The sequence below is a fragment of the Paenibacillus sp. NPDC056933 genome (assembly GCF_042674385.1).
Lineage (GTDB): Bacteria > Bacillota > Bacilli > Paenibacillales > Paenibacillaceae > Paenibacillus.
In genome coordinates this window covers 1,862,005-1,882,584 of sequence record NZ_JBHUQN010000001.1, presented here as the reverse complement: position 1 = coordinate 1,882,584, position 20,580 = coordinate 1,862,005, and the positions used below count along the sequence as shown (strand labels likewise).

General features: G+C 47.9%; 18 protein-coding genes. 4 read left to right on the top strand and 14 right to left on the bottom strand.

Annotation, left to right across the window (positions count from 1 at the left end; translation table 11 throughout):
• Positions 1-60: 60 nt before the first annotated feature.
• The 5 genes from pepF to ACFTRD_RS08670 form a co-directional block, all read right to left on the bottom strand.
• Positions 61-1,863, bottom strand: a complete 1,803-nt coding sequence (pepF, locus tag ACFTRD_RS08690) for an oligoendopeptidase F (protein WP_379378867.1) — start codon at positions 1,861-1,863, stop codon at positions 61-63.
• A gap of 391 nt (positions 1,864-2,254) precedes the next feature.
• Positions 2,255-2,617, bottom strand: coding sequence for a winged helix-turn-helix transcriptional regulator (locus ACFTRD_RS08685; RefSeq protein WP_379378865.1), 363 nt, complete (start codon positions 2,615-2,617; stop codon positions 2,255-2,257).
• A gap of 285 nt (positions 2,618-2,902) precedes the next feature.
• Positions 2,903-3,466 carry a 6-phospho-3-hexuloisomerase gene (hxlB, locus tag ACFTRD_RS08680; RefSeq protein WP_379378863.1) on the bottom strand — a complete coding sequence of 188 codons (564 nt, stop codon included), beginning with the start codon at positions 3,464-3,466 and terminating at the stop codon, positions 2,903-2,905.
• A gap of 4 nt (positions 3,467-3,470) precedes the next feature.
• The gene (gene hxlA / locus ACFTRD_RS08675; RefSeq protein WP_379378861.1) at positions 3,471-4,103 is read right to left on the bottom strand and encodes a 3-hexulose-6-phosphate synthase; all 633 of its coding nucleotides are present in this window, start codon (positions 4,101-4,103) and stop codon (positions 3,471-3,473) included.
• A 419-nt stretch (positions 4,104-4,522) separates the two neighbouring features.
• Positions 4,523-5,605 (bottom strand): lactonase family protein, encoded by a 1,083-nt coding sequence (locus ACFTRD_RS08670; protein ID WP_379378859.1) that lies wholly within the window; start codon positions 5,603-5,605, stop codon positions 4,523-4,525.
• Between the two features lie 214 nt (positions 5,606-5,819).
• Here ACFTRD_RS08670 and ACFTRD_RS08665 point away from each other — a divergent pair, with 214 nt between their 5' ends.
• Entirely contained in the window at positions 5,820-6,749 is a 930-nt protein-coding gene (locus tag ACFTRD_RS08665; protein WP_379378857.1) for an AEC family transporter, read from the top strand.
• Here the strand turns inward: ACFTRD_RS08665 and ACFTRD_RS08660 are convergent.
• From ACFTRD_RS08660 to ACFTRD_RS08640, 5 genes are all read right to left on the bottom strand, one after another.
• The gene (locus ACFTRD_RS08660) at positions 6,727-7,317 is read right to left on the bottom strand and encodes a DUF2062 domain-containing protein (protein ID WP_379378855.1); all 591 of its coding nucleotides are present in this window, start codon (positions 7,315-7,317) and stop codon (positions 6,727-6,729) included. The genes ACFTRD_RS08665 and ACFTRD_RS08660 overlap by 23 nt on opposite strands.
• 58 nt (positions 7,318-7,375) lie before the next feature.
• Positions 7,376-7,834 (bottom strand): OsmC family protein, encoded by a 459-nt coding sequence (locus ACFTRD_RS08655; RefSeq protein ID WP_379378853.1) that lies wholly within the window; start codon positions 7,832-7,834, stop codon positions 7,376-7,378.
• A gap of 19 nt (positions 7,835-7,853) precedes the next feature.
• Positions 7,854-8,621, bottom strand: a complete 768-nt coding sequence (locus ACFTRD_RS08650) for a DeoR/GlpR family DNA-binding transcription regulator (RefSeq protein ID WP_379378851.1) — start codon at positions 8,619-8,621, stop codon at positions 7,854-7,856.
• Positions 8,622-8,780: 159 nt separating this feature from the next.
• Positions 8,781-9,911, bottom strand: a complete 1,131-nt coding sequence (locus ACFTRD_RS08645; protein ID WP_379378849.1) for an NADH-dependent flavin oxidoreductase — start codon at positions 9,909-9,911, stop codon at positions 8,781-8,783.
• Between the two features lie 182 nt (positions 9,912-10,093).
• Positions 10,094-10,771 carry an SOS response-associated peptidase gene (locus tag ACFTRD_RS08640; protein ID WP_192266662.1) on the bottom strand — a complete coding sequence of 226 codons (678 nt, stop codon included), beginning with the start codon at positions 10,769-10,771 and terminating at the stop codon, positions 10,094-10,096.
• 225 nt (positions 10,772-10,996) lie between these two features.
• Here ACFTRD_RS08640 and ACFTRD_RS08635 point away from each other — a divergent pair, with 225 nt between their 5' ends.
• Together ACFTRD_RS08635 and ACFTRD_RS08630 are read left to right on the top strand one after the other, a co-directional pair.
• On the top strand, positions 10,997-11,518 hold the full coding sequence (locus tag ACFTRD_RS08635) for a zinc metalloprotease (protein WP_379378846.1): 522 nt from the start codon (positions 10,997-10,999) through the stop codon (positions 11,516-11,518).
• Between the two features lie 42 nt (positions 11,519-11,560).
• Positions 11,561-12,235: a hypothetical protein gene (locus tag ACFTRD_RS08630; RefSeq protein WP_379378844.1), complete on the top strand. Its 675-nt coding sequence runs from the start codon at positions 11,561-11,563 to the stop codon at positions 12,233-12,235.
• A gap of 159 nt (positions 12,236-12,394) precedes the next feature.
• Here the strand turns inward: ACFTRD_RS08630 and ACFTRD_RS08625 are convergent, their stop codons facing one another.
• Entirely contained in the window at positions 12,395-13,249 is an 855-nt protein-coding gene (locus ACFTRD_RS08625; RefSeq protein WP_379378842.1) for a helix-turn-helix transcriptional regulator, read from the bottom strand.
• Between the two features lie 192 nt (positions 13,250-13,441).
• Here ACFTRD_RS08625 and ACFTRD_RS08620 point away from each other — a divergent pair, with 192 nt between their 5' ends.
• A complete protein-coding gene (locus ACFTRD_RS08620; protein WP_379378840.1) occupies positions 13,442-15,436 on the top strand; it encodes a beta-galactosidase in 1,995 nt (664 codons plus the stop codon).
• A 113-nt stretch (positions 15,437-15,549) separates the two neighbouring features.
• Here the strand turns inward: ACFTRD_RS08620 and ACFTRD_RS08615 are convergent, their stop codons facing one another.
• From ACFTRD_RS08615 to ACFTRD_RS08605, 3 genes are all read right to left on the bottom strand, one after another.
• Positions 15,550-18,096 carry a beta-mannosidase gene (locus tag ACFTRD_RS08615; RefSeq protein ID WP_379378838.1) on the bottom strand — a complete coding sequence of 849 codons (2,547 nt, stop codon included), beginning with the start codon at positions 18,094-18,096 and terminating at the stop codon, positions 15,550-15,552.
• 255 nt (positions 18,097-18,351) lie between these two features.
• Positions 18,352-19,377, bottom strand: coding sequence for a LacI family DNA-binding transcriptional regulator (locus ACFTRD_RS08610; protein ID WP_379378836.1), 1,026 nt, complete (start codon positions 19,375-19,377; stop codon positions 18,352-18,354).
• 199 nt (positions 19,378-19,576) lie between these two features.
• Entirely contained in the window at positions 19,577-20,524 is a 948-nt protein-coding gene (locus ACFTRD_RS08605; RefSeq protein WP_379378834.1) for a DMT family transporter, read from the bottom strand.
• Between the last annotated feature and the right edge of the window lie 56 nt (positions 20,525-20,580).

Sequence of the window (20,580 nt, the reverse complement as noted above, 5' to 3'; positions counted from 1 at the left end):
TCAAGGAGACGGTGCACACAGACAACCTACAAGCCTTGTCCCTATACTATATGAACCTGATTACGAATACAGACGTTCAAGTTCATCAACCAGACTGCCAACATAGGCGACAGCAGCACGAATCGGCTCAGGTCCGGACATGTCGACACCCGCAAGCTTCATCAGTTCTTGCGGCGTGAGGCTCCCGCCTGATTTGAGTGCTTCAAGCCAACGATCCACTGCAGGCTGCCCTTCTTCTCGAATCAACTGTGCGGCCGCGGTAGATGCCGTCAAACCTGCTGCATAGGTGTAAGGGTACAGTCCCATATAATAATGAGGCTGTCTCATCCAGGTCAGTTTCGCACCTTCGTCGACGACCAGATCAGGACCCCAGAACTCGGAGAGAATATCTCCTTTAAGCTGACTCAACGTCTTTGCCGTAATAGGTTCATCCTTGGTTGCGAATGCATATACCCGCCGCTGCAACTCACCTTCAAGCAGATGCGTGACAAAGTTGTGGTAATACGTATTCAGCAATTGCAAAATGACCCAACGACGCATTCTCGGATTGTCTGAACGTTTCAACAAATGATCTGCCAGCAGCATTTCATTCATCGTTGAAGGGGCCTCTATGAAATAAAGGGATGGGCGTGTATTTGTAAGTCGCTGGTATTTCCCAGCCAGCATGAAATGCCCCGCGTGCCCTACTTCATGAGCAAGCGTAAATGCGCCGCGCATATTGTTCGCCCACGAGATCAGGATATAGGAATGAGATCCGTATATGGACGAACAAAAAGCTCCTGTCGATTTACCCGCATTATCTGCGTAATCTACCCAGCGATCATTAAATGCACGTTCCACTATTTCGCCATATTCCGGTCCCAGCACGGCAAGGGCTTCCTGAATAAGCGTACAGGCTTCCTCATATGTAATAGCAGGACTGAATTCCGGGTCCAGTGGGGCTTTCAGATCACAGAACATCAGCTTATCCAGACCCAACTCACGTTTCTTGAGCGCTGCCAGTCTGCGCATGTGGGGTGCAAGTTCCTGCTGGATGATATCCAGTACATTGTTGTACATCTCTTTGCTTACTTGCTGCGGGCTGAGCAGCATGTCCGTAACATCATCATATCCACGCAGTCTGGACAGCACGACCTGTTTCTTCACTTCAGTTGCGTAACCTTCAGCAAAGGTATTTTTGTAATCATTCAACTTGGAGCTGAAGGCGGCATAAGCAGAGCGGCGCAGCTTCGTATCTGATGACATTTCATAATTATTTTCATAGAATGACCAGGACAGCGGTCGATTGTTGTCATCGCCATCGAGTGCATCGTCAAATGTCATGTCTGCCAGTTTCCCCCGCAGATAGATGCGATAGGGAGAATCCAGGACTTCTCCAAGGGAGGCGAGTACTTTCTCCGTCTCGGGCGAAAGGCGATGCGCCTTCTCCTGAATCAAACGTTCCAGACTGCGGGCGTAGGGCTGCAACCCCGGAAGCTCTTCCATATAACGCTCAACCGTTCCATCCGGAAGATCAACGATCTCTGAATTGACAAAAGACAAGGACGACGACAGATTCGATAGAATGTCTCCCGCCTTGGCTGAATTCTCGATATTCACAGGGTTGGTACTGTCCTCCGACTGTTTAAGCCGGGCATATGAAGCTGTTTTGCCAATCCGTTCCTGAAGTGCTTCACGGGCATCCAGACAAGCCAGCAATTGCTCGGCGCTTTCGCCCAGAAGTCCTTTGAACGTTTCGATATGGGCAGCTGCCTCAGGCAGTGATCTGAGTTCCTGCTCCCACTCCGTATCCGTTCCAAACAAATCTCGCAGATCCCAAGTGGTTTCCTGGCTTACTTCATCGCGTGTACGTATTTTTTCCATCTTTCATGTCATCCTCCTTACATTTCCAATATCTCTCATCGTAGCATATTCGAAGCTTATATACCTTACATCTTCTAAAATGAGCCTTTTGGTTCAAGTGATTCACAACCAGGTTGTAAATTTAGTTTGCTCGCGTCACTCCGCCGACAAAATAACCTTCCGATCGCTGTTATCCCCAGATTTTTTGATCCCTTTTCTAAAGGGGGAATCCGGGGATAAGCATATGCTTCCGATGCAGCTTTCTTCCAGAAAGCTTTTAGGCGAACGCTTCGCTTCTTCAGGCTATTTCTGCCTTCTACGTTTCAAGAAAACTTTTGTTGAACTGTTAGTGAATTAGGGGGAAAGAAAAACCGCGGAGTGATGGAAAATTCCCTACACCCAGCGGTTCGTTTTAACTTTCAGCTTTCCAGATCACGTTTTCACCATAGTTTTTACCCCAGTTATACATCGCATGCAGCACGGGCATCAGGCTCTGGCCGTGATCCGTCAACGTATATTCCACACGAGGAGGTACTTCTGCATACACCTTGCGCTCAATGAGCTTGTCTTCCTCCAGCTCGCGTAACTGGTTGGTCAGCATCTTCTGGGTAATATGAGGGATTAGGCGTTTCAGCTCACTGAAACGTTTGGTGCCTTCCAGACCCAAATGCCATAAAATAATCAGTTTCCATTTGCCGCCAATCACAGCAAGGGTCAATTCTTTCTCACAGTTGATCTCTTTCAAATTAATCCGTTCCTTGACTTCCACCGCCATGACTCCGAGCCTCCTTTTCTTCCAATCAATCTTATATCGCTTAAATGCAATACGCATATCACAAGAACACTCCGCAACAGGAGAACTTGCCGCTCCCTTGTATCATATAACGGGTTCATTCGTTCGTTACAGCTTGTATACATTCTACTACAGCACGACCCTGATGTTAAGCAAACCCCGAATTAGACTACAGGCAACGATAGCAGAAAAGACCGGAACTCCCACTTGTTTAAGGGAATTCCGGTCTTCCATCTATTCTATTTCATGAAGTCTATGACAAATGGACTATTCCAGGTTGGCGTGACGCCCAAACATGTCTGCTCCAGTCATACTCTTCATTTCCATCATGGTGAGCACCAGTGCATCCATGCTCAGCAGCAGCGCCTGTTCGAACAGGGAGCCCATCGGCTGAATGGTCACGGACGCTCCGGCGGTCGCCGTATCCTCTTTGGCGGAGGCCTGAAGACGAACCACGGTATTTGACAGCTGTCCGATGGTGGACTCTGGTTTAATAGTGATTAGACCCACAGGAGCACCTGCTTTACTCGCCTTGTGGGCCATCGCTGCCAGACTGCCTGTCTCTCCTGAGCCGGAGCATAACAAGAGAAAGTCCTTCGGACTGATCCCCGGCGTAACCGTCTCTCCCACTACATATACCCGAAGCCCCATCTGCATCAATCTCATGGCAAAAGCCTTTCCCATCAGTCCCGATCGGCCTGCGCCTGCTACAAAAACCTGTTCGGCAGCCAGAATATGTTCCGCCATGGCCTGCATCTCCGAGTCGTCGATCTGGCTTAGCGTACGTTCCAGCTCCTGCAAGATGTCAGCTGCATATTGTCGGCTGCTCATCCAATTACCCTTGTTGAACCAGACGCTGCATCTCGGCTGCTACTTTGGCTTTGTCTGCTTGGCCCGTAATACCGCCACCCACAATCACCAGATCCGGTTGTGCCTTGATCACTTCTGTCAATGTTTCCAGCTTGATGCCACCAGCTACAGCTGTTTTTGCATTTTTTACGGCTTGTTTGATCGTTTGCAGATCTTCGAACGGGCTTTGTCCTTCAGCTTGCAGGTCATAACCTGTGTGTACACAGATGTAATCTACGCCAAGCGAATCAACTTCACGAGCACGCTGTTCAAGGTTAGGCACGTTGATCATGTCCACAAGAACTTGTTTGTTTTGTTTCTTCGCTTCTGCTACTGCACCTTTGATCGTACTGTCATTGGTTGCCCCAAGCACAGTGATCAGATCCGCACCAGCTTCAGCTGCTTTCATGATTTCATAACCACCAGCGTCCATAATTTTGAGGTCTGCAAGAACTTGCAAATTAGGGAATGCTTCTTTCATTGCTTTTACCGCGTGCAGTCCTTCATTAATAACGATTGGCGTACCAATCTCAACGATATCGATATATTGTTCAACCTCTTTAACCAGTGCAATACCTTCAGGGATGTTTACCAAGTCCAATGCCAATTGCAATTTCACGATTCATTTCTCCTTTGTTGTTCGAATAAGAGTATGTCCTTATAAGGGTGTTAAAATATTTAGCCTGCACCGTTCAGCCAGCTTAGATGCATGCAATGTTTGTCATGGCTACTCAATCATTGTAGATCCTGACTATCCATTCTGGAAGTACGCACTTTGAAGTCAGGTAGTTACCCACACGATACTATTGAGTAAAAAGCACTGTTATCCGAAGCAAAATAGAACAAATAGATTACGGTATGGTTACAAGCTAAACTACATATGTAATCATTCGCGATTTCCTAAGCTTGCCTCAACCAAAAAAGACCCTGCCACAAGATACAAGGCAGGGTCTTTCCACGTTTCAAGTCAGCAAGATCATCCCATATTGATCCTGTAATCAATTTGAGCCTCAGGCTAATTTATCACTAATCCTGGATTTACAGATATACAGGTTTCACGCATACTGGCTTCGATACACCCGTGCTATGACCTGTGTATTTCAGACGTCCGCTCTCCTGATCGACGGTAAAGGAAACGATATTGTTGGTATCACGGTTAGCTGCAATCAGCAGTTTGCCATTCGGAGTCAATGCAAAGTGACGTGGGTGTTGACCCTCAGCAGTTACATGCTCAACCAGTGTCAGGTGACCTTTGTCAGCATCTACTGCAAATACAACGATGCTGTCATGCCCGCGGTTCGAACCGTATACGAAACGTCCGTCGTTGGATACAGCGATTTCAGCTGTTGTGTTTTCACTGCCATCATAGCCATCAGGCAATGTGGACACGGTGGAAACCTCAGTCAATGTACCTGCTGCTGCATCATAACGGAAAGACGTAATGGAAGAATCCACTTCGTTAATGACATAAGCAAATTGACCATTCGGATGGAATGCCAGATGACGCGGTCCTGCACCCGGATGTGTTTTGGTTTCACTGTGCAGTACGAGTTCGTTCTTGTCTGCATCAATGGAGTAGATTGCGATTTTGTCCGCACCCAGATCCTGTACCATCATGTATTTGCCATCAGGGCTAAAGAACGCGGAATGCACATGTGGCTTGTCCTGACGCTCCGGATGCGCACCTTTGCCTTCATGTTTCTTCTCATCCAGAAGCACTCCAACTTCTCCGTTATCCGTCAAGGCTTGCAGTCCTACCAGACCTCCATGGTAGCTGGACAGGATCAAGTAACGACCGGATGGGTCGCGTTGGATATGGCATGGTGGAGCCGAGATTGAATTATGACGATTCAGCAAAGACAATTTTCCTGTAGAAGGATCAATGCTCAGAGCTACGGCTTCAGACATTTTATTGCCTTCGGCAGACGCCGTTTCACCGATCGCATACAGTTTGTTGCCTTCAGCATCCACGTTTACAAACGTTGGATTTTTCACACCCGAGATGCCGTCAAGCTTGGAGAGGTTACCTGTATCCTCATTTAATTCATATGCGTAAATGCCCTCATTTTCCGCTTCGGCATAAGAGCCGACCAATACGAGCAAGCGTTTTGATTCACTCATTACAGTTTCCTCCTCTATGTGTATGTAATCTCGTTGCACCTCTTCTATAATAAATCTGCCATATCAAAATAGCAATCCACCGCCCCTGCGCAACCATCAACGAAGCGGCATCCACATCGCCCACTACGTAGGACAATACCAAAATCCATTCCCGACAAAGATTAACTTCTGCTATGATAAAATAGGTTTTTCATCCAGAAAGGACTGAATTCGGTTGTTTAATTCATTTCTGCTCACGTTATATCATGTATTTCTGCCCATATCACTTCCCGTGATCGGAGGCATATTGTTAAAACAATTCAAAAATTGGGATACTCGGCCGTTATCGACCTTTTCCCTCTATATTTTGAGTCCTGCGCTCATCTTTGATACGCTGCTGCATGCCGAGATTACATGGACGGACGTAACCGGTACGTTCTGGTTTTCTATTATTAATTTAATCGCACTATGGGCACTGGCTGAACTGTTGAGCCGTATATTCCAGCTTGGCGCAAGCGAAAAAGCGGGCCTCACCCTTGTCTCCACGTTTACGAACTGTGTGAATTACGGGCTCCCGCTTGTGTTACTGGCCTTTGGACAACTCGGTTTGGACAAGGCTTCGGTGTACGTCATCGGACAGATGATTATTGTGAACACGGTAGGAATCTTTTTTGCTGCCAGATCCGAATTCACCGTGAAAAATGCCATCTTGTCCGTCTTCCGTATGCCGTCCATCTATGCTGCTGCCATTGCCATCATCCTGCGTGCATCCAATCTGAGCTTGCCTGTGGCACTGGATGGAGGCATCTCCATGCTCGCTGCCGGTTACTCCCCTGTCGTATTGGCTATTCTCGGTGCACAGATGTTAAGACCGCGTGGTTCCGTCGAACCTTGGAAACCCAACGTCCGTAAAGCATTCTGGACCGGACTTGTAGTGCGACTTGTCGCGGCACCTGTACTCTCGTACCTGATTCTGACCGCACTTCAGATTGAAGGAACGTTATTCAGTGTACTGCTCATTCTGGCATCGATGCCTACGGCAGTTAACGCAGTGATTTTGGCTGAGCAATTCAATGCCTCTCCGCAGTTTGTGTCCCGTTGTATTCTGTGGACTACCGCTGCCTCCATGGTCATTCTGCCGATTATGATTGTGATGTCTTCCTGATCAACACGGAAGCTGAAGCTAGTGACATCGCTGCCTGCTTGCGTTTCTCCAACCGGCGTTCAAAGCGACGTTTGAGTGCTCTGACATAGAAGAATTTGACGACAAAGTAAGAAATCACGCCCAGAATGACTCCAAAGACGGACATACCTGCCAGAATATCCAGACCACCCAGTAACAGTTCACTCAGCGCGGACCAGTTGCCGCGAAACAGCTCCATAAAGGCACTCTCATGCACAAGCCCCTGCCCCATGCTGTGCGCTGGCAATATCCAGGAACCAATTTGCTTGGCAAGCGGCATCAATATGATGGGCAGGAATGTGAGCTTGCCGACCACGTTGCCCACAATGGCTGCTGGCAGTGAACCACCAGACAAACGTACAATTGGATAGAACACAAGATAAACCAGAGATGCTGTCGATATGACGATCAGTTCCAGACCAAATCCTAAAGCAAATCCGGTAGACACTTTATGTGCTCCGCCGGGAGCTCGTAATAATTTGAGAAAATTAAGCTTCAAAGCACGTGTTAAACGCGCAAAGCGTGAGTTTTTGTTTTTCTGTAGGTTCATACTGAACTTCCCCTTATCTTACACAAATGACAGCTCAAACCGCCTATTCTTCAGTATATCACACCGCGTTAACGCGTGCTTTTATAATCACTGGCTGTGTCTTGATGGCGACGTTACCAGCCACAGCTCTGGAGATCATGCAGGACTCTTCTGCTTTATATGCCAGTCGCTCCGCTTTCGTCAAATCTGCCTCAGATACATCTGCTTTGAGCACAATGCGGGGTCTGTGTACGATCCGCTCATACGTAAATACATTATTGGTGACATCTACCGTCGCTTCGGACTCCAGTGTCAGCTCATCCGGTGTAATATCCGATCGCTCCAGCATTGCTGCCAGTGTAATCAAATAACAGGTGGAAGCTGCGCCTAGCAGCATCTCATCGGGATTGGTTCCGGTACCCGGACCACCCATCTCCTGTGGAATCGAAATGACCGTTTTTAACCCGCCTGCATCAATATGCCCTTCACTGTTACGTCCACCATTCCAAACAGCTTTCAGATGAAAAGGATGTTTCATTATATTCATTCCTTTCTAGTTAGACCCGGACACATGCTATGGAGTGTTCATTCAGTGCGCTAACCTGCTCTTCATCTAAGCCCAGATCAGTTATTACTTTGGCCACACTGCTGAGTTCCGCCACTCTTGTAAAAGCCTGTACGCCAAACTTGCTCGAATCCGCCAGCAAAATAAATTCATCGGCTATGCTGATCATCTTCTGCTTCACCAGTGCCTGCAATTCATTCGACTCACTGATGCCCTTGGTCAAATGTACACCTTTGCAGGATAAGAAAACTTTATCCACATGATAAGCATCAAGTGAACGTTCAGCAAGCGGCCCTACAAACGACAAGGACTTCGAAGCAAGCTGCCCGCCTGTGGCGATCACACGGATCTGTTCCTTGCTGCTCAGCTCCGCCGCGACTTTTATGGAGTTGGTTAACACGGTGAGTGGTATGTTTGGCAGTCCTGCAGCCATGTACCATGCCGTTGTACTGGCATCCAACGCAATCCGGTCCCCAGGCTCTACCATTTTCACCGCTTCGTCCGCAATTCTTCGTTTCTCTTCTGCATGAGTTACAGCCCGCTCCGGATAAGGGATCTCCGACTGCCCCTCTTCTTTATATTTTACGCTGACAGCGCCGCCATGGGAACGTCTGAGCCTTCCCGCCTGCTCCAGCTTGTCCAGATCACGACGGATCGTCTCTTCCGTCACGCCGCAGCGTTCACTAAGCTCAGTTACGCGCATGCTTCCCTGCGAATCCACCCATTCCACTATTTTCTCATAACGTTCAGCCACGAGCATCTTCATTCACTCCAAACCGTTGATTATCCAAGATGAATCCTGTTCATCTCATCATACCACAGCGCTCCCAGAAGTAGAATTTCATCAAAGTGCAGTGGGTGCAAAAAAGAGGGGCTTGCTTTAAGCGCAAGCTCCCTCCATTTCCTATAAGATCATGTCTTATTTATCCTCAGCCATGGGGAACCAGCCCGGTGTGTGAATAATGGCATTCCACAATCCGTCAGGGATCACCAGACGCTCCTGATCCGCTTTGGTCAGAATGGTCTCGATATCTTCTTCACGTCCACTTTCGATTTTCTCGACCCAATCCGGCTCGATAATCAGCTCACGGCCAATCGCCAGCAAGGGCACGCCGCTCTCAAGCGCTTCGGCTGCCTCATCTGCTGTATGAATGGAACCTACACCAATGACAGGCAATTTGCCGCCAACACGATCAAGGATAAATTCAATTCTGGAACGCGTGTCTGCTTCACCTCGTCTTGGCTTGGACCAGAACTCGTTGACGGATACATGCAGGTAATCCAGATTTTTATCTTTCAGTGCATCGACCAGTGCATACGTCTCTTCCATGGTCAATCCCGGTGTTTCCGGCTCTTCCGGTGAGAAACGGTATCCCACAATAAACGGCAGTTTTGTATGTTCTGCTACCACTTTCTGTACTTCATTCACAACTGCCAGCGGGAATGTCAGGCGCTTCTCAATGCTTCCACCCCAGCGATCTTCACGTCGGTTGGAATGCGGAGAGAAGAACTGCTGGATCAGATAACCGTTCGCACCGTGAATCTCAACACCGTCAAATCCAGCTTCAATGGCACGACGGGTTGCTTCCCCAAAGTCCTTGATGATGGACGTAATTTCGTCATCAGACAACTCTCTTGGTACAGGAGATCCCGGACGCTCACTGGCAACAGCGCTTGGAGCAGCGACTTGACCCGCTGGTACCGCTTGTTCTGGCGTGAGACGACCTGCATGGAAAATTTGCAGTACGGCTTTGGAACCTTGCTGCTTCATCGTATCGGCCAGACGTTTCAGGCCAGGAATAAAGCTGTCGTCATAACTACCGAACTGAGCCGGAAAACCTATCCCGTTCGGAGTGACATGAGTTACAGCCGTAACGGACATACCAGCTCCACCGGTACGTCGTGCATAATAGGCAAGTTCCGCGTCGGATACAGTGCCATCCGGATTCGAGGACATATGAGTCATGGGAGCGAGCACGATCCGGTTTTTCAACGTAATGCCATTTGGCAGTGAAACGTGTTCAAACATCTTGTTAAACTTTGGATTCATTCGTGGTTCCCTCCTGATTAAACATCTCTTTTAATAGATATATGAATATGTGCGTTCACTTACTGTAATGATTATAGTTACGTTTCACTCACATTGCAACTTTTCATTAAACTTTTTTTCCAGCTCAACCCAAAAAGACGGAGTGTACTGTACTCTCCGCCTCATCAGACTGCTTGCTCAGCTTAGAAACTGCGCACGTATGCCAGCTTCTGATCCATCTCTTCTACACATTCATAACAGTCATGCTCATCATTCGCTACCATCGGAGTAACCGGATACAGATTCATTTCTGTGCTGTTGTACGATTTCAAAAGTGGAAGCAACTGAGTCACCCGGGTGTTGGCCGGATCAAGCCAGGTATTGATCTCTTCTTCGGACAGAATTGCCGGCATTTTGCTGCCAAACTCCCGTGTAACCATGTTCGCCCCCGCCATCAGCATCGTGCAGGTACGCAGCGGCTGTTTGCGCGTATCTTTCCATACCTCGTATAAGCCCGCAATGCCAAACAATCCGCGATCCGGCATAACCACACGTACCGCATAGCTTTTCTTGCCTTCCTGACGCCAGTAATACAAACCATTGCATGGGATAACGCAACGCTTCGTCTCTACCAGCTTGTAGTAGGCTGGATTCTCATGCACCGTCATGAGATTGGCGTTGACCGCATCGCGTCCCCAGAACGGAATGAATCCCCACCGGAATTCGTCCAATATCCGCTCTCCGTCCTGATGCAAAATAATCGGTGTGTGCTGGGTAGGGCTGATATTATAACGGTTTTTGTAATAATACATGACTCGTTCAATCTTGAAATGATCCCTGACCTCATCCAAATCGGCTGCCAATGAAAAACGGTTGCACATGCTCAGGCACTTCCTTTCCCTGCGTGAATTTGAATGTATTGTTTGTTATTTCAGGGAAATTATGCATACCCATGAACAGCAATCGACTTTTTCAGATGGAAATAAGGTCTAATCCAGCAAAGTCCTTTGTTTTTAACACGAAAACAAAGACTTAAGACTCATTTCAATAGCTTTATTCCTTGTTACTATAATAGAGAAAAAATACAATTATTGGAGGTTTTAAGTATGAAAAGGAAGTTACTCATGAGCATCATGTTGTTTTCGGCCATCGCGATGTTCGGCAGTACCATCTATGCGGCAACTTTTCTAACCTACGGCTACTCAAGTTCCACCATCCCGATTCGTACATACAACTATGCCTCCGCATGGCAAACCCCCATGGATGCATCCCTCAGCAATTGGAACAACGCCGGCGCCAAAGTAAAGTTTACCAAAACAAGCAATTCCCCCAACACCATTACTGTCGGAAACTTCAATAACACGGCATATGGTGTCAACTACGCCTCGGTGTCTGGCAGTCAGGTCGTAAGCTTCCGCATTGAATTGAATACAACCACCATTACGGCTGATGCAACCAACTTATCCAACTTTATTCAAAGCGTATTCGTTCATGAGCTCGGACACTCCATTTGGCTCGGGGACAACCCATCCACCACCAGCCCTTCCATCATGCTCTACTCCCGTAACCGGAACACAATGACACAGCCTCAAACCTTCGATATCAACAACGTCAGATCCAAGTACTAACCGCTATTCTCAAACCCCTAAATCCAAGGAGGATTCCTGCCCATGAAAAAAATTCGAGTATTGACGATGCTAGCCTCTTCCATTTTCATTTTATCGGCTCTAGGCTGCTCCTCAGCTACGACAAAGACAGCTGCCACCCAAGATGCACCAATTACGATGATTGCTTCCGAGGACTTTCCAAGTTACTCAAGCATCGGCGACCTCTCCGAGAGAGCAAACACCATCGTTAGAGGCAGTGTCATTCAAACACGAGTGGAAGCATTGAATGACATGGTACAAGCCCCTTCAGTAAATGAAAGCGCTATGGATGAGCAAAGTAACCCAGGCGGTGAAGATCTTGTTCCTTTTGATAAAATCTATACGATTTATACCATAAAGGTTGCTGAAACTTTCAAAGGAACTCATGCTGCCGGGGACACCATTGAAGTGAAACAGCTTGGCGGACAACTGGGCAATACCGAGATTATTAACGATGACAATATCAAATTCATTCCCACCAAAGATTATGTACTCTTCCTGGAAACATATGAAGACACCCCGGCGAGCCTGCTGAATTCCGTGCAAAGCCTGTATGTGATCAAACCCGCCGCCAAATCGACTCAACCGGGTGAGCAGCAATCCAAGTCCGAAGTGATTGTGAGCGCGAATCCCGAGAATGATCTCACACTAAGTATTGATGAGCTGCAGGAAATACAAAGCGAAGATCAGAACAAATAACCTCATTGGACATCACATCACCTATCCCCTCCTACTGTTCAGTCATATAGCAAAAACGTGCCGCTCCGTAGAAACTGGGCAGCACGTTTTTTTTGATTATTGATGGCAGACTATGTCTGTTTGGTACGTGAAAACTTATTCATAGATATATTGGGTTCTTTACTTATGACCCTCTTGTCCTCCGCTTCCCGGACTGTACAATAATCTGAATTGCTGTGGTGTCATCCCGATATAGGTCCGAAACATGCGAATAAAATAACTGCTGTGCGTAAATCCGCACTGAGAAGCAATTTGTTTCACGGACAATTTCGAATCTACGAGCATTCTCTTCGCTACCAGAATGCGGCAATCCAGCAGGTACCTGCCGGGCGGAACGCCCATGATGCTCTTGAACAACCGATTAAAATAATACACGCTGTAGCCCGCGGTATCTGCCATTTCGGCAAGACTTAGCGGCTGTGTGCATTGACGACGAATATAATCGGCCGTTGAGCGGATTGTATCCTGATGGCTCAGTAATGACGTACCTTCGATTGACTCCGAATTCCGCGCTAGTTCAGCTAGCAGCTCATACAGCACAGCCGACAATTTGGGTTCAAGCACACTCTCATAACCTGCACCGAGCTGGCACAATTGTTCATGCAAATCCTCGAAACGGTCCTCTCCAGAGAATGAAAAAAGCCAAACCTTATCTGGATTCCTTAAGCCCAGCAGCCGCTCCAGATCATGGGCTTGCAGATGAATCCACCTGACATCCCAGGGATCGGATGGGTCGGCATAATATTGCTGTACCTGTCCTGGGGCATATAGAAAGCCTTGTCCAGCCGTTAATCGGACATTCCCCTGATCGGTTCTGACTTTGCCCTGTCCGCTGAAAACCAGATGCAGATTGTACTCCCGTATGCCGTGTGGACGATGTTCCCCATGCTCCCGATCGAGATATCTTCCATAAGCCACCGGATAACATGTATACCCCGCATAACCGGGCTCCGGCATAAACCAATGATTTCGCAAGTGTTCACCCTCCCAAAATAGCAAGATCATGATACCTTATCGCAACATGTTATTATATTCCCTTGTCATTATCCATTATAAAATGAAACAGACTCGAAGTTGTTTCACAAGATGATGATGCCAAATCAATTAACCGCAGGATTGACCTTGCATGAAAATTCTTATTTTTCAGACCAAAGGAGAGGAACATACATGAACCAAAACAGACCTGTTCAAATGGGCGTGGATTATTATCCAGAACATTGGGACCCTGATCTGTGGGAACAGGATGCCCGTTTAATGGCCGAAAGCGGTGTACGTATTGTCCGTGTGGGCGAATTTGCCTGGAGCCGAATGGAACCTGCAGATGGACAATTCGATTGGACATGGCTTGATCAGTCGCTGGATATCCTTTACCGTAACAGTCTTCAGGTGGTGATCGGCACACCCACGATGACACCGCCGCGCTGGCTCACGGAAAAATGTCCTGATATTCTGCCGGTGCTGCCAAGTGGACAGCTGTACCATGAAGGAGTCCGCGGCCACCGCTGTTATAACAGTCCGAACATGCGAACGTACAGTGCACGGATTGTACAGAAGCTCACCGAGCGATATGCAGGACATCCGGCCGTCATTGGCTGGCAGACCGATAATGAATTCAGTTTCACGGATTGTCAGTGTGCTGCTTGTTCAGAGGCTTTTCGCGAATGGGTTCGTGCCCGGTACAATACACTGGGGCAGCTCAATCAGGCTTGGGGGACTGTTGTCTGGAGTGGAGAATACAGCGATTGGGAACAGGTCAAGCCACCTTATGGCGGCTCCCCGTTTCAGAATCCATCTTTTCTGCTGGACTACTCCCGTTTTCAATCGGATTCCATTGCGGATTTTCAAACTATCCAAATCGAGATCATTCGGCGTATTTGTCCCAATCATTTTGTCACCCACAATTTTCACAGCTATCCGCAAAAGGCAGATCAATATAAAATCGGCAAAGAGCTGGATTTCGCTTCCTTTGACTACTATCCGAACCCTTCACCGAACAAGACCGAAACCGCACCTTACAGCGGCGCATTGTCCCTTGATCTGACACGTGGCATCAAACGCCGCAACTTCTGGATCATGGAGCAGCTGAGCGGACCTCCGGGATGCTGGTTTCCGATGTGGCGTACACCGCAGCCCGGCTTTCTGCGTGCTTACTCGTGGCAGACCATCGCTCGTGGAGCGGATGCGGTCGTACATTTCCGCTGGCGCAGCGCCACTACAGGAGCAGAACAGTTCTGGCACGGGCTGATTGATCACAGCAATGTCCCAGGGCGACGGTTCAAGGAGTTTCAACAACTATGTACCGAAGTGAATCGTCTCGGTGAACGCCTGCATGGCTCCACGCTGCAGAACGAAGTCGCCATCCTGCATTCGCATGATCAATTAAATGCCCTTCGGATTCAGCCGCAGGCCGAAGGTCTGGATTACTACGAGAATATGAAGGTGTGGCACCGTGCCTTGACCAAACTAGGCATCAGTGCAGATGTCATCCATACTTCGGAACCGCTGGACGAATACAAGATCATCATTGCGCCACACCTGTATTTGCTGGACGAGAACACAGCAGAACGTTTGCAAGCTTTTGCAGCGGACGGCGGCATATTGATCCTTACGCATCGCTCCGGTGTCAAAAACGATAACAACGTCTGTGTCATGGCGCCACTTCCAGGTATGTTATCTGCTTGTTCAGGTGTGCGTGTTGCCGAATATGATCCCGTCGGTGGTGACCCAATTCAGATTCGGGATGAACAAGGCAACACGTATACTGCTGCACAATGGGCTGATGTATTGGAACTGGACACCGCACAGCCAATTGCAGTTTATGCAGATCAATTTTATGCCGAAAGTGCAGCTGTCACCCAAAACACCTGGGGTAAAGGTGCAGTCTATTATGTGGCGACCCAGCCGGAAGAAGCTTATCTTAGCCAGTTATTGCAAACCATCGCTGAACATAGCGGCCTGTCCGAGATTCAATCCTTGCCAGACGGTGTCCAGGTGACAACCCGTTCAGGACCGAATGGAACGTTTCGTTTTATCCTGAATTTAAGTCCTGAACCTGTCTCCATTCCGTTGCAAACTTCATACACCAGTGCATTGGATGGAACTATGAAAGGACCTCGATTGGAACTAGGGCCTTATGATATCGAGATCTTGGAGATCCAATAATAAGTAACATCTATTCACCTTAAAACAAAAAGAAAAATGAATAGGCCCGGGTATGCACATCAAGTGCATCCGGGCCTTAAACCAATGACATTATTTAAACCGGTCCTTCTTGATTACAATTTAATAAAGTCAGCCATGGAACGAACCTGAACGTCTCCCGCTTTGGATACGGCATCAGCATCCTGTAATCCAGCTCTGGACGTAAACTTGACCTTGACCGGAATGCCAGGAATGAGGTCGAAGAAATTGTCCGAGAATACCCCTTCTGCCTCAGTAGAAATCCACACTTGTTTTGCAAGCACATTACTTTCCAGCACCAGATGTACGCCATCGTTCTCGGTAACTTCGGTTACCTTAATTTGCGCTGGTTGCAGTGAAATGTCCTTGGATGGTGCAAAATAATGCTCTTGTACAATGTCGGATGCCCCATCCTGCTTCAGATCAATGCGCAGCAATGTTGTTGCCGCATCACGACCTTCCAGCCATTCGGCCTGGCTCAATGACAGCACCTGTTGACCGGAGTTGGATGCCAGAGCTACTTCATGTTCTTCTTCACGGTATACCGTGCCATCAAAGCCAATCAGACGCAATTGGAGTTTGCCTTCTACAGGTTCAAGCTGATCCGAGATTAGATAAATATCCATCACATCTTCCTTCGTGCCATCTACCGATACCAAGACATCGCTGAAGCTGCGTTTGGCGTAATATTGCAAGGCTTTCCAGCGGCCAAAGTAATCCATCCCCGCCCAGGAAGCCACAGGCCAGCAATCGTTCATCTGCCAGTAGAGCGTTCCCATACAGAACGGTTTGCGGCGACGGTGAGCCTCAATGGCTGTTTTCATGGCTTCAGCCTGAAGCACCTGGCTCATATAGAGGAAGGATGGAAAATCCTTCGGTTCATGCATGTACATATCCATATATTGCTTGATCAGACGATTGCCGGCACCGTTCTTTTGATGCGCCAGCATCACTTCAGACTCCAGTGCCAAATCCTCTTCCTCCGCATATTTGCGAACTGAATCATATTCTGGGAAGGACTGAAAGCCATACTCACTCATGAAGCGGCCAACATGAACATTGTAATTCTCAAATGGCTCCACATTGTGCCACACACCCCAATAGTGAATATCCCCCTCTGACGTAGATGGGTGAGCATGCTGCTTCTCGTCTCCCGACAGGGATACGAGTGGCGAAGAAGGCCAGTAATCTACACCTGGGGCATACGCTGCGACCACTTCCGGCAAAAGATCATGGAAAATGGCTTCGTAATCCGCCCAAATGCGCTCTCTTTGCTCTGCGTTGTAATCTTTTTTCCAGCCCCAGCCACCATCCTCAATGTATTGTGCCCATGCCGAATCAATCTCGTTATTGCCGCACCACAGCACGATGCTTGGATGATTACGCAGACGTTTTACATTATCAATTGCCTCATGCTTCACACTGTTCAGGAAAGCCTCGTCTCCAGGATACATGCTGCAAGCAAACATAAAGTCCTGCCATACGAGCAAACCGTATTCGTCACACAACTCGTAAAACACGTCTTCTTCATAGAAGCCACCACCCCATACACGAAGCATATTCATGTTGGACTCGGCAGCAGACACTATTTCATGCAGATAACGCTCACGTGTCACTTCGGTTATGAAGCTGTCATTGGGAATGTGGTTCGCACCTTTGGCAAAAACGGCAACTCCGTTCAGTTCAAAATAAAAGGATGCTCCCACTTCATCTTGATCACGAACCAGACGAATAGAACGTATACCCGTTTTGACCGTGGACTCAGCCACAACCTGCTCACCCTGTATCACTTCTGTAACGAAAGAATACATATGCGGGTCACCCAGTCCGCGACTCCACCACAGCTTTGGCTCATCAATCGAGATTGGAACCTCTACAGTCTGGACGCCCGGTTTCAGGGTTACAGCCTGCTCCCAGCTCTGTCCATCTGTTCCTACCCGAATAACCGTTTCTATTGGTTGCGCAGACTCTACTTCCACGACCGCAGTCAGGGAGGCGGAAGCAGCGGTTACTTCATTTTGCTGTATATACACATCATTAATTCGTACATCTGTCCAGCCTTCCAGACGTGCTTCACGCCAGATTCCGCTGGTCACAAAACGCGGACCCCAGTCCCAACCATAATGATACGGGGCTTTCCGTGCAAAAATACTTACTCTTTTGTCGCCTAGTCCGCCCACATCAGATTGATCGTTCGATGCAGGAAGCGCATATCCGAGCTTCTCCAGCTTCGGCAGATCTTCCTGTATCGGAGACCGAAAACGTATTCGGAGAACGTTGCCACTTACCTTTACAACCGATTTCACATTAGCTCTCCACACCCGGAACATATTGTCTGCGGACAACACATGTTGTTCATTCACGTACACATCTGCATACGTATCCAGACCATCAAAGACCAGCTCCAGATGTTCCTGCGACAGCAGTGCTTCATTAATTTCAAATTCAGTGCGATACTCCCAGTCTATCTTATCGATCCATTGAATGTCCTTTTCGTTAGTCCCATAGAAAGGGTCAGGTATTTTACCCAGTTTCAGCAAATCTGTATGCACACAGCCGGGTACGTGAGCCGGCATCCATTCTTGATCCTCACAAGCCTTGAACGTCCAATTCTGAAAAATCTGCGATTGTACTTTGCTCATGACAGCCTCCGTTATCGTTAAAGTAGTTTAAAAACAATTTGTTAGGTTTTGTTATGATAAAAATAAATAACTTACAAAACAAAATTAACATGATAAGTACAATTCAGTCAATCTGTTTTGTAATTTATTTCTTAAAGTCCTTTTTCACTAAACAAAAAAAGACATGAAGCCCGATCTCCCCATGTCTTTTCACCACATCTTTTGATATGACTCGGCTGTTTCCTTCTCGAAATTTCGGATTAACGTTCGTTCACTTCATTGCAAGATAGCATTGTACTCATCACGGATGATTAATTCCGAATAGATCAGCTTTCTTTCAAAAGGTCCGTCCGGATGTTCCATGCGCCACAGTAACTGGTCCACTGCCCGTATCCCCAGATTCTCCTTGTTAATATGAACTGTAGCGAGAATAGGTTCTTCTGAACGCGTATTATCGAACCCGGTTACTGCACATCGTTCCGGGACTGCAATGCCTCTGCTTTGAAGTGCACCAATCGCAACGACAGCCATGTGATCATTGGCACATACCATCACTTCGGGGATGTCTTCCATCTTCATGGCGATAATAGATTCCCGAATGTGGTTCAGATCGGGTCCCAACAAATCTGCTTGCTGCGAGGACTGCAGCTGCATCTCTTCCAGTACCGAACGATAGCTGAGCCATCGCTCTCTGAAACTGGCTGCATCAGGAATTTCTCCGGCAAACTGTAACCGCCTGTAGCCCTTTCCAACAAGCATCATCACCAGTTCCTTCATGCATTTCATGTTGTCTGTAAACACCGTATCTCCATGAATTGCCGGGTCTTCATGATCCACCATCACTAGCGGTATGTGCAGTCGATAAATTTCAAGCAATACGGATGTGGAGATGGAGCCAACGGTAATAATCCCGCTGATGGCTTCAGGATTAAGAACTGAAAACATGCGATCCGAAGAAGGCTCTGTTAAGGTTAAGATATCCATGCCCTTCTCATTCAGACGTGCAGATATTCCGTCAAATATGGGGCCCCAGTATAGAGAGGAGCGATTCTGTGAACGGATATTGGGAAACAAAATCAAAATCGTCCCCTGTCGCTCTGGCTTCAACTCCTGTTCTGCAAGAGTTTCCACGAGATAACGCTTCGGTTCAGCTTTGAAATATCCGAGCTGTCCTGCCGTCCTCACAATCATCTCCCGGGTATGTTCACTGACACCGGGTTTCCCTGTCAACGCACGAGAGACTGCGAATTTGGATACCCCCGCAGCATCGGCAATTTGCTGCATGGTTACTCTTTTGCCCATCCTTCTCACCCGTTTTTCCTTTATTTTTCATTTAGTGTAGCATAAAAAAAGAGTTCCCACCAAACATGTTATGAAAAAATCCGTTTTGTTAGGTTAGTATCCACGTCATTCAACACATCATCTGGATAACATAACAAAAAAGGTTCATCCACCACCTTCACGATGAAGATGATGGAAGAACCCTTCCTTTAGTTCTAAATTATATGCCCGATGCTCCATGATCTCCCAGTTCGGTCTGTAATGCCGCTCCCTTTCTGCGCGAAAGCCATGGATAAGGAACTCTGATCTCTGTAATTAGAACACCAAAAAGCATCAGCGCTGCACCCGCATACCCTTGCAGTGTAAGAGACTCCCCTTGAAAGGTAAACGCAAATGCTGCGGCAAACAACGGTTCGAGTGAAAAGATCAGACTCGTTCTTGTTGGTGAAGCATGCCGCTGGGCAAGAGTCTGCAAAATGTACCCCATGCCGCTGCACAGTACACCAAGACCCAGAATGGCTGCCCAAGATTGAGGTGTGTCAGGCAGACGCGGTGTCTCCAACATAAAAGTAGCAGCCAACCCCCACAGGGCTGCAACGCCCAGTTGAACCGTTCCCAGGGTTAGCGGATCATGCTTCGGCGTATACTTGCCAGCAATCATAATGTAGATCGCGTACATTAAAGCTGCGAGAATGCAAAGGATATCCCCCATATGCAGACTGAGCTCATGTTGAAGTGTCAGCAATGCAAGCCCGGTTACCGCCACGAGAATACTTAGGGTTAACCGCAAGTCTGGCATTCGCCGATGCAGAATTGTCGTCAGAATGGGCACAAAGATCACTGCCAAACTGATTAGGAATCCCGCCTGGGAAGCCGTCGTGCGCTGTACTCCATAAGTGATCAATACAAAGGCCGCGAATAACGCTGTTCCCATGATTGCCCCTGCGACAAGCGTACTACGATCCATTCTGAACAATCGCTGATGGAAAAGGACAGCCGCTGCGATAAAGGCAATTCCAAACCGGAAAGCGACCAAATTCAGTTCCTGCATGGACTCCAGTCCGGATTTCATAAACAGATAGGATGATCCCCATATTACCGTTGCGAGCAGCATTTGCAAATCCGCTCTTCTTGATGCCTGACCTTGTGGTGCACGTACTCCGTTCATCTTGCTTCTACCTTCATTCTATGTATTATATCTATCCGAGGCTCTGTCGAACTAAC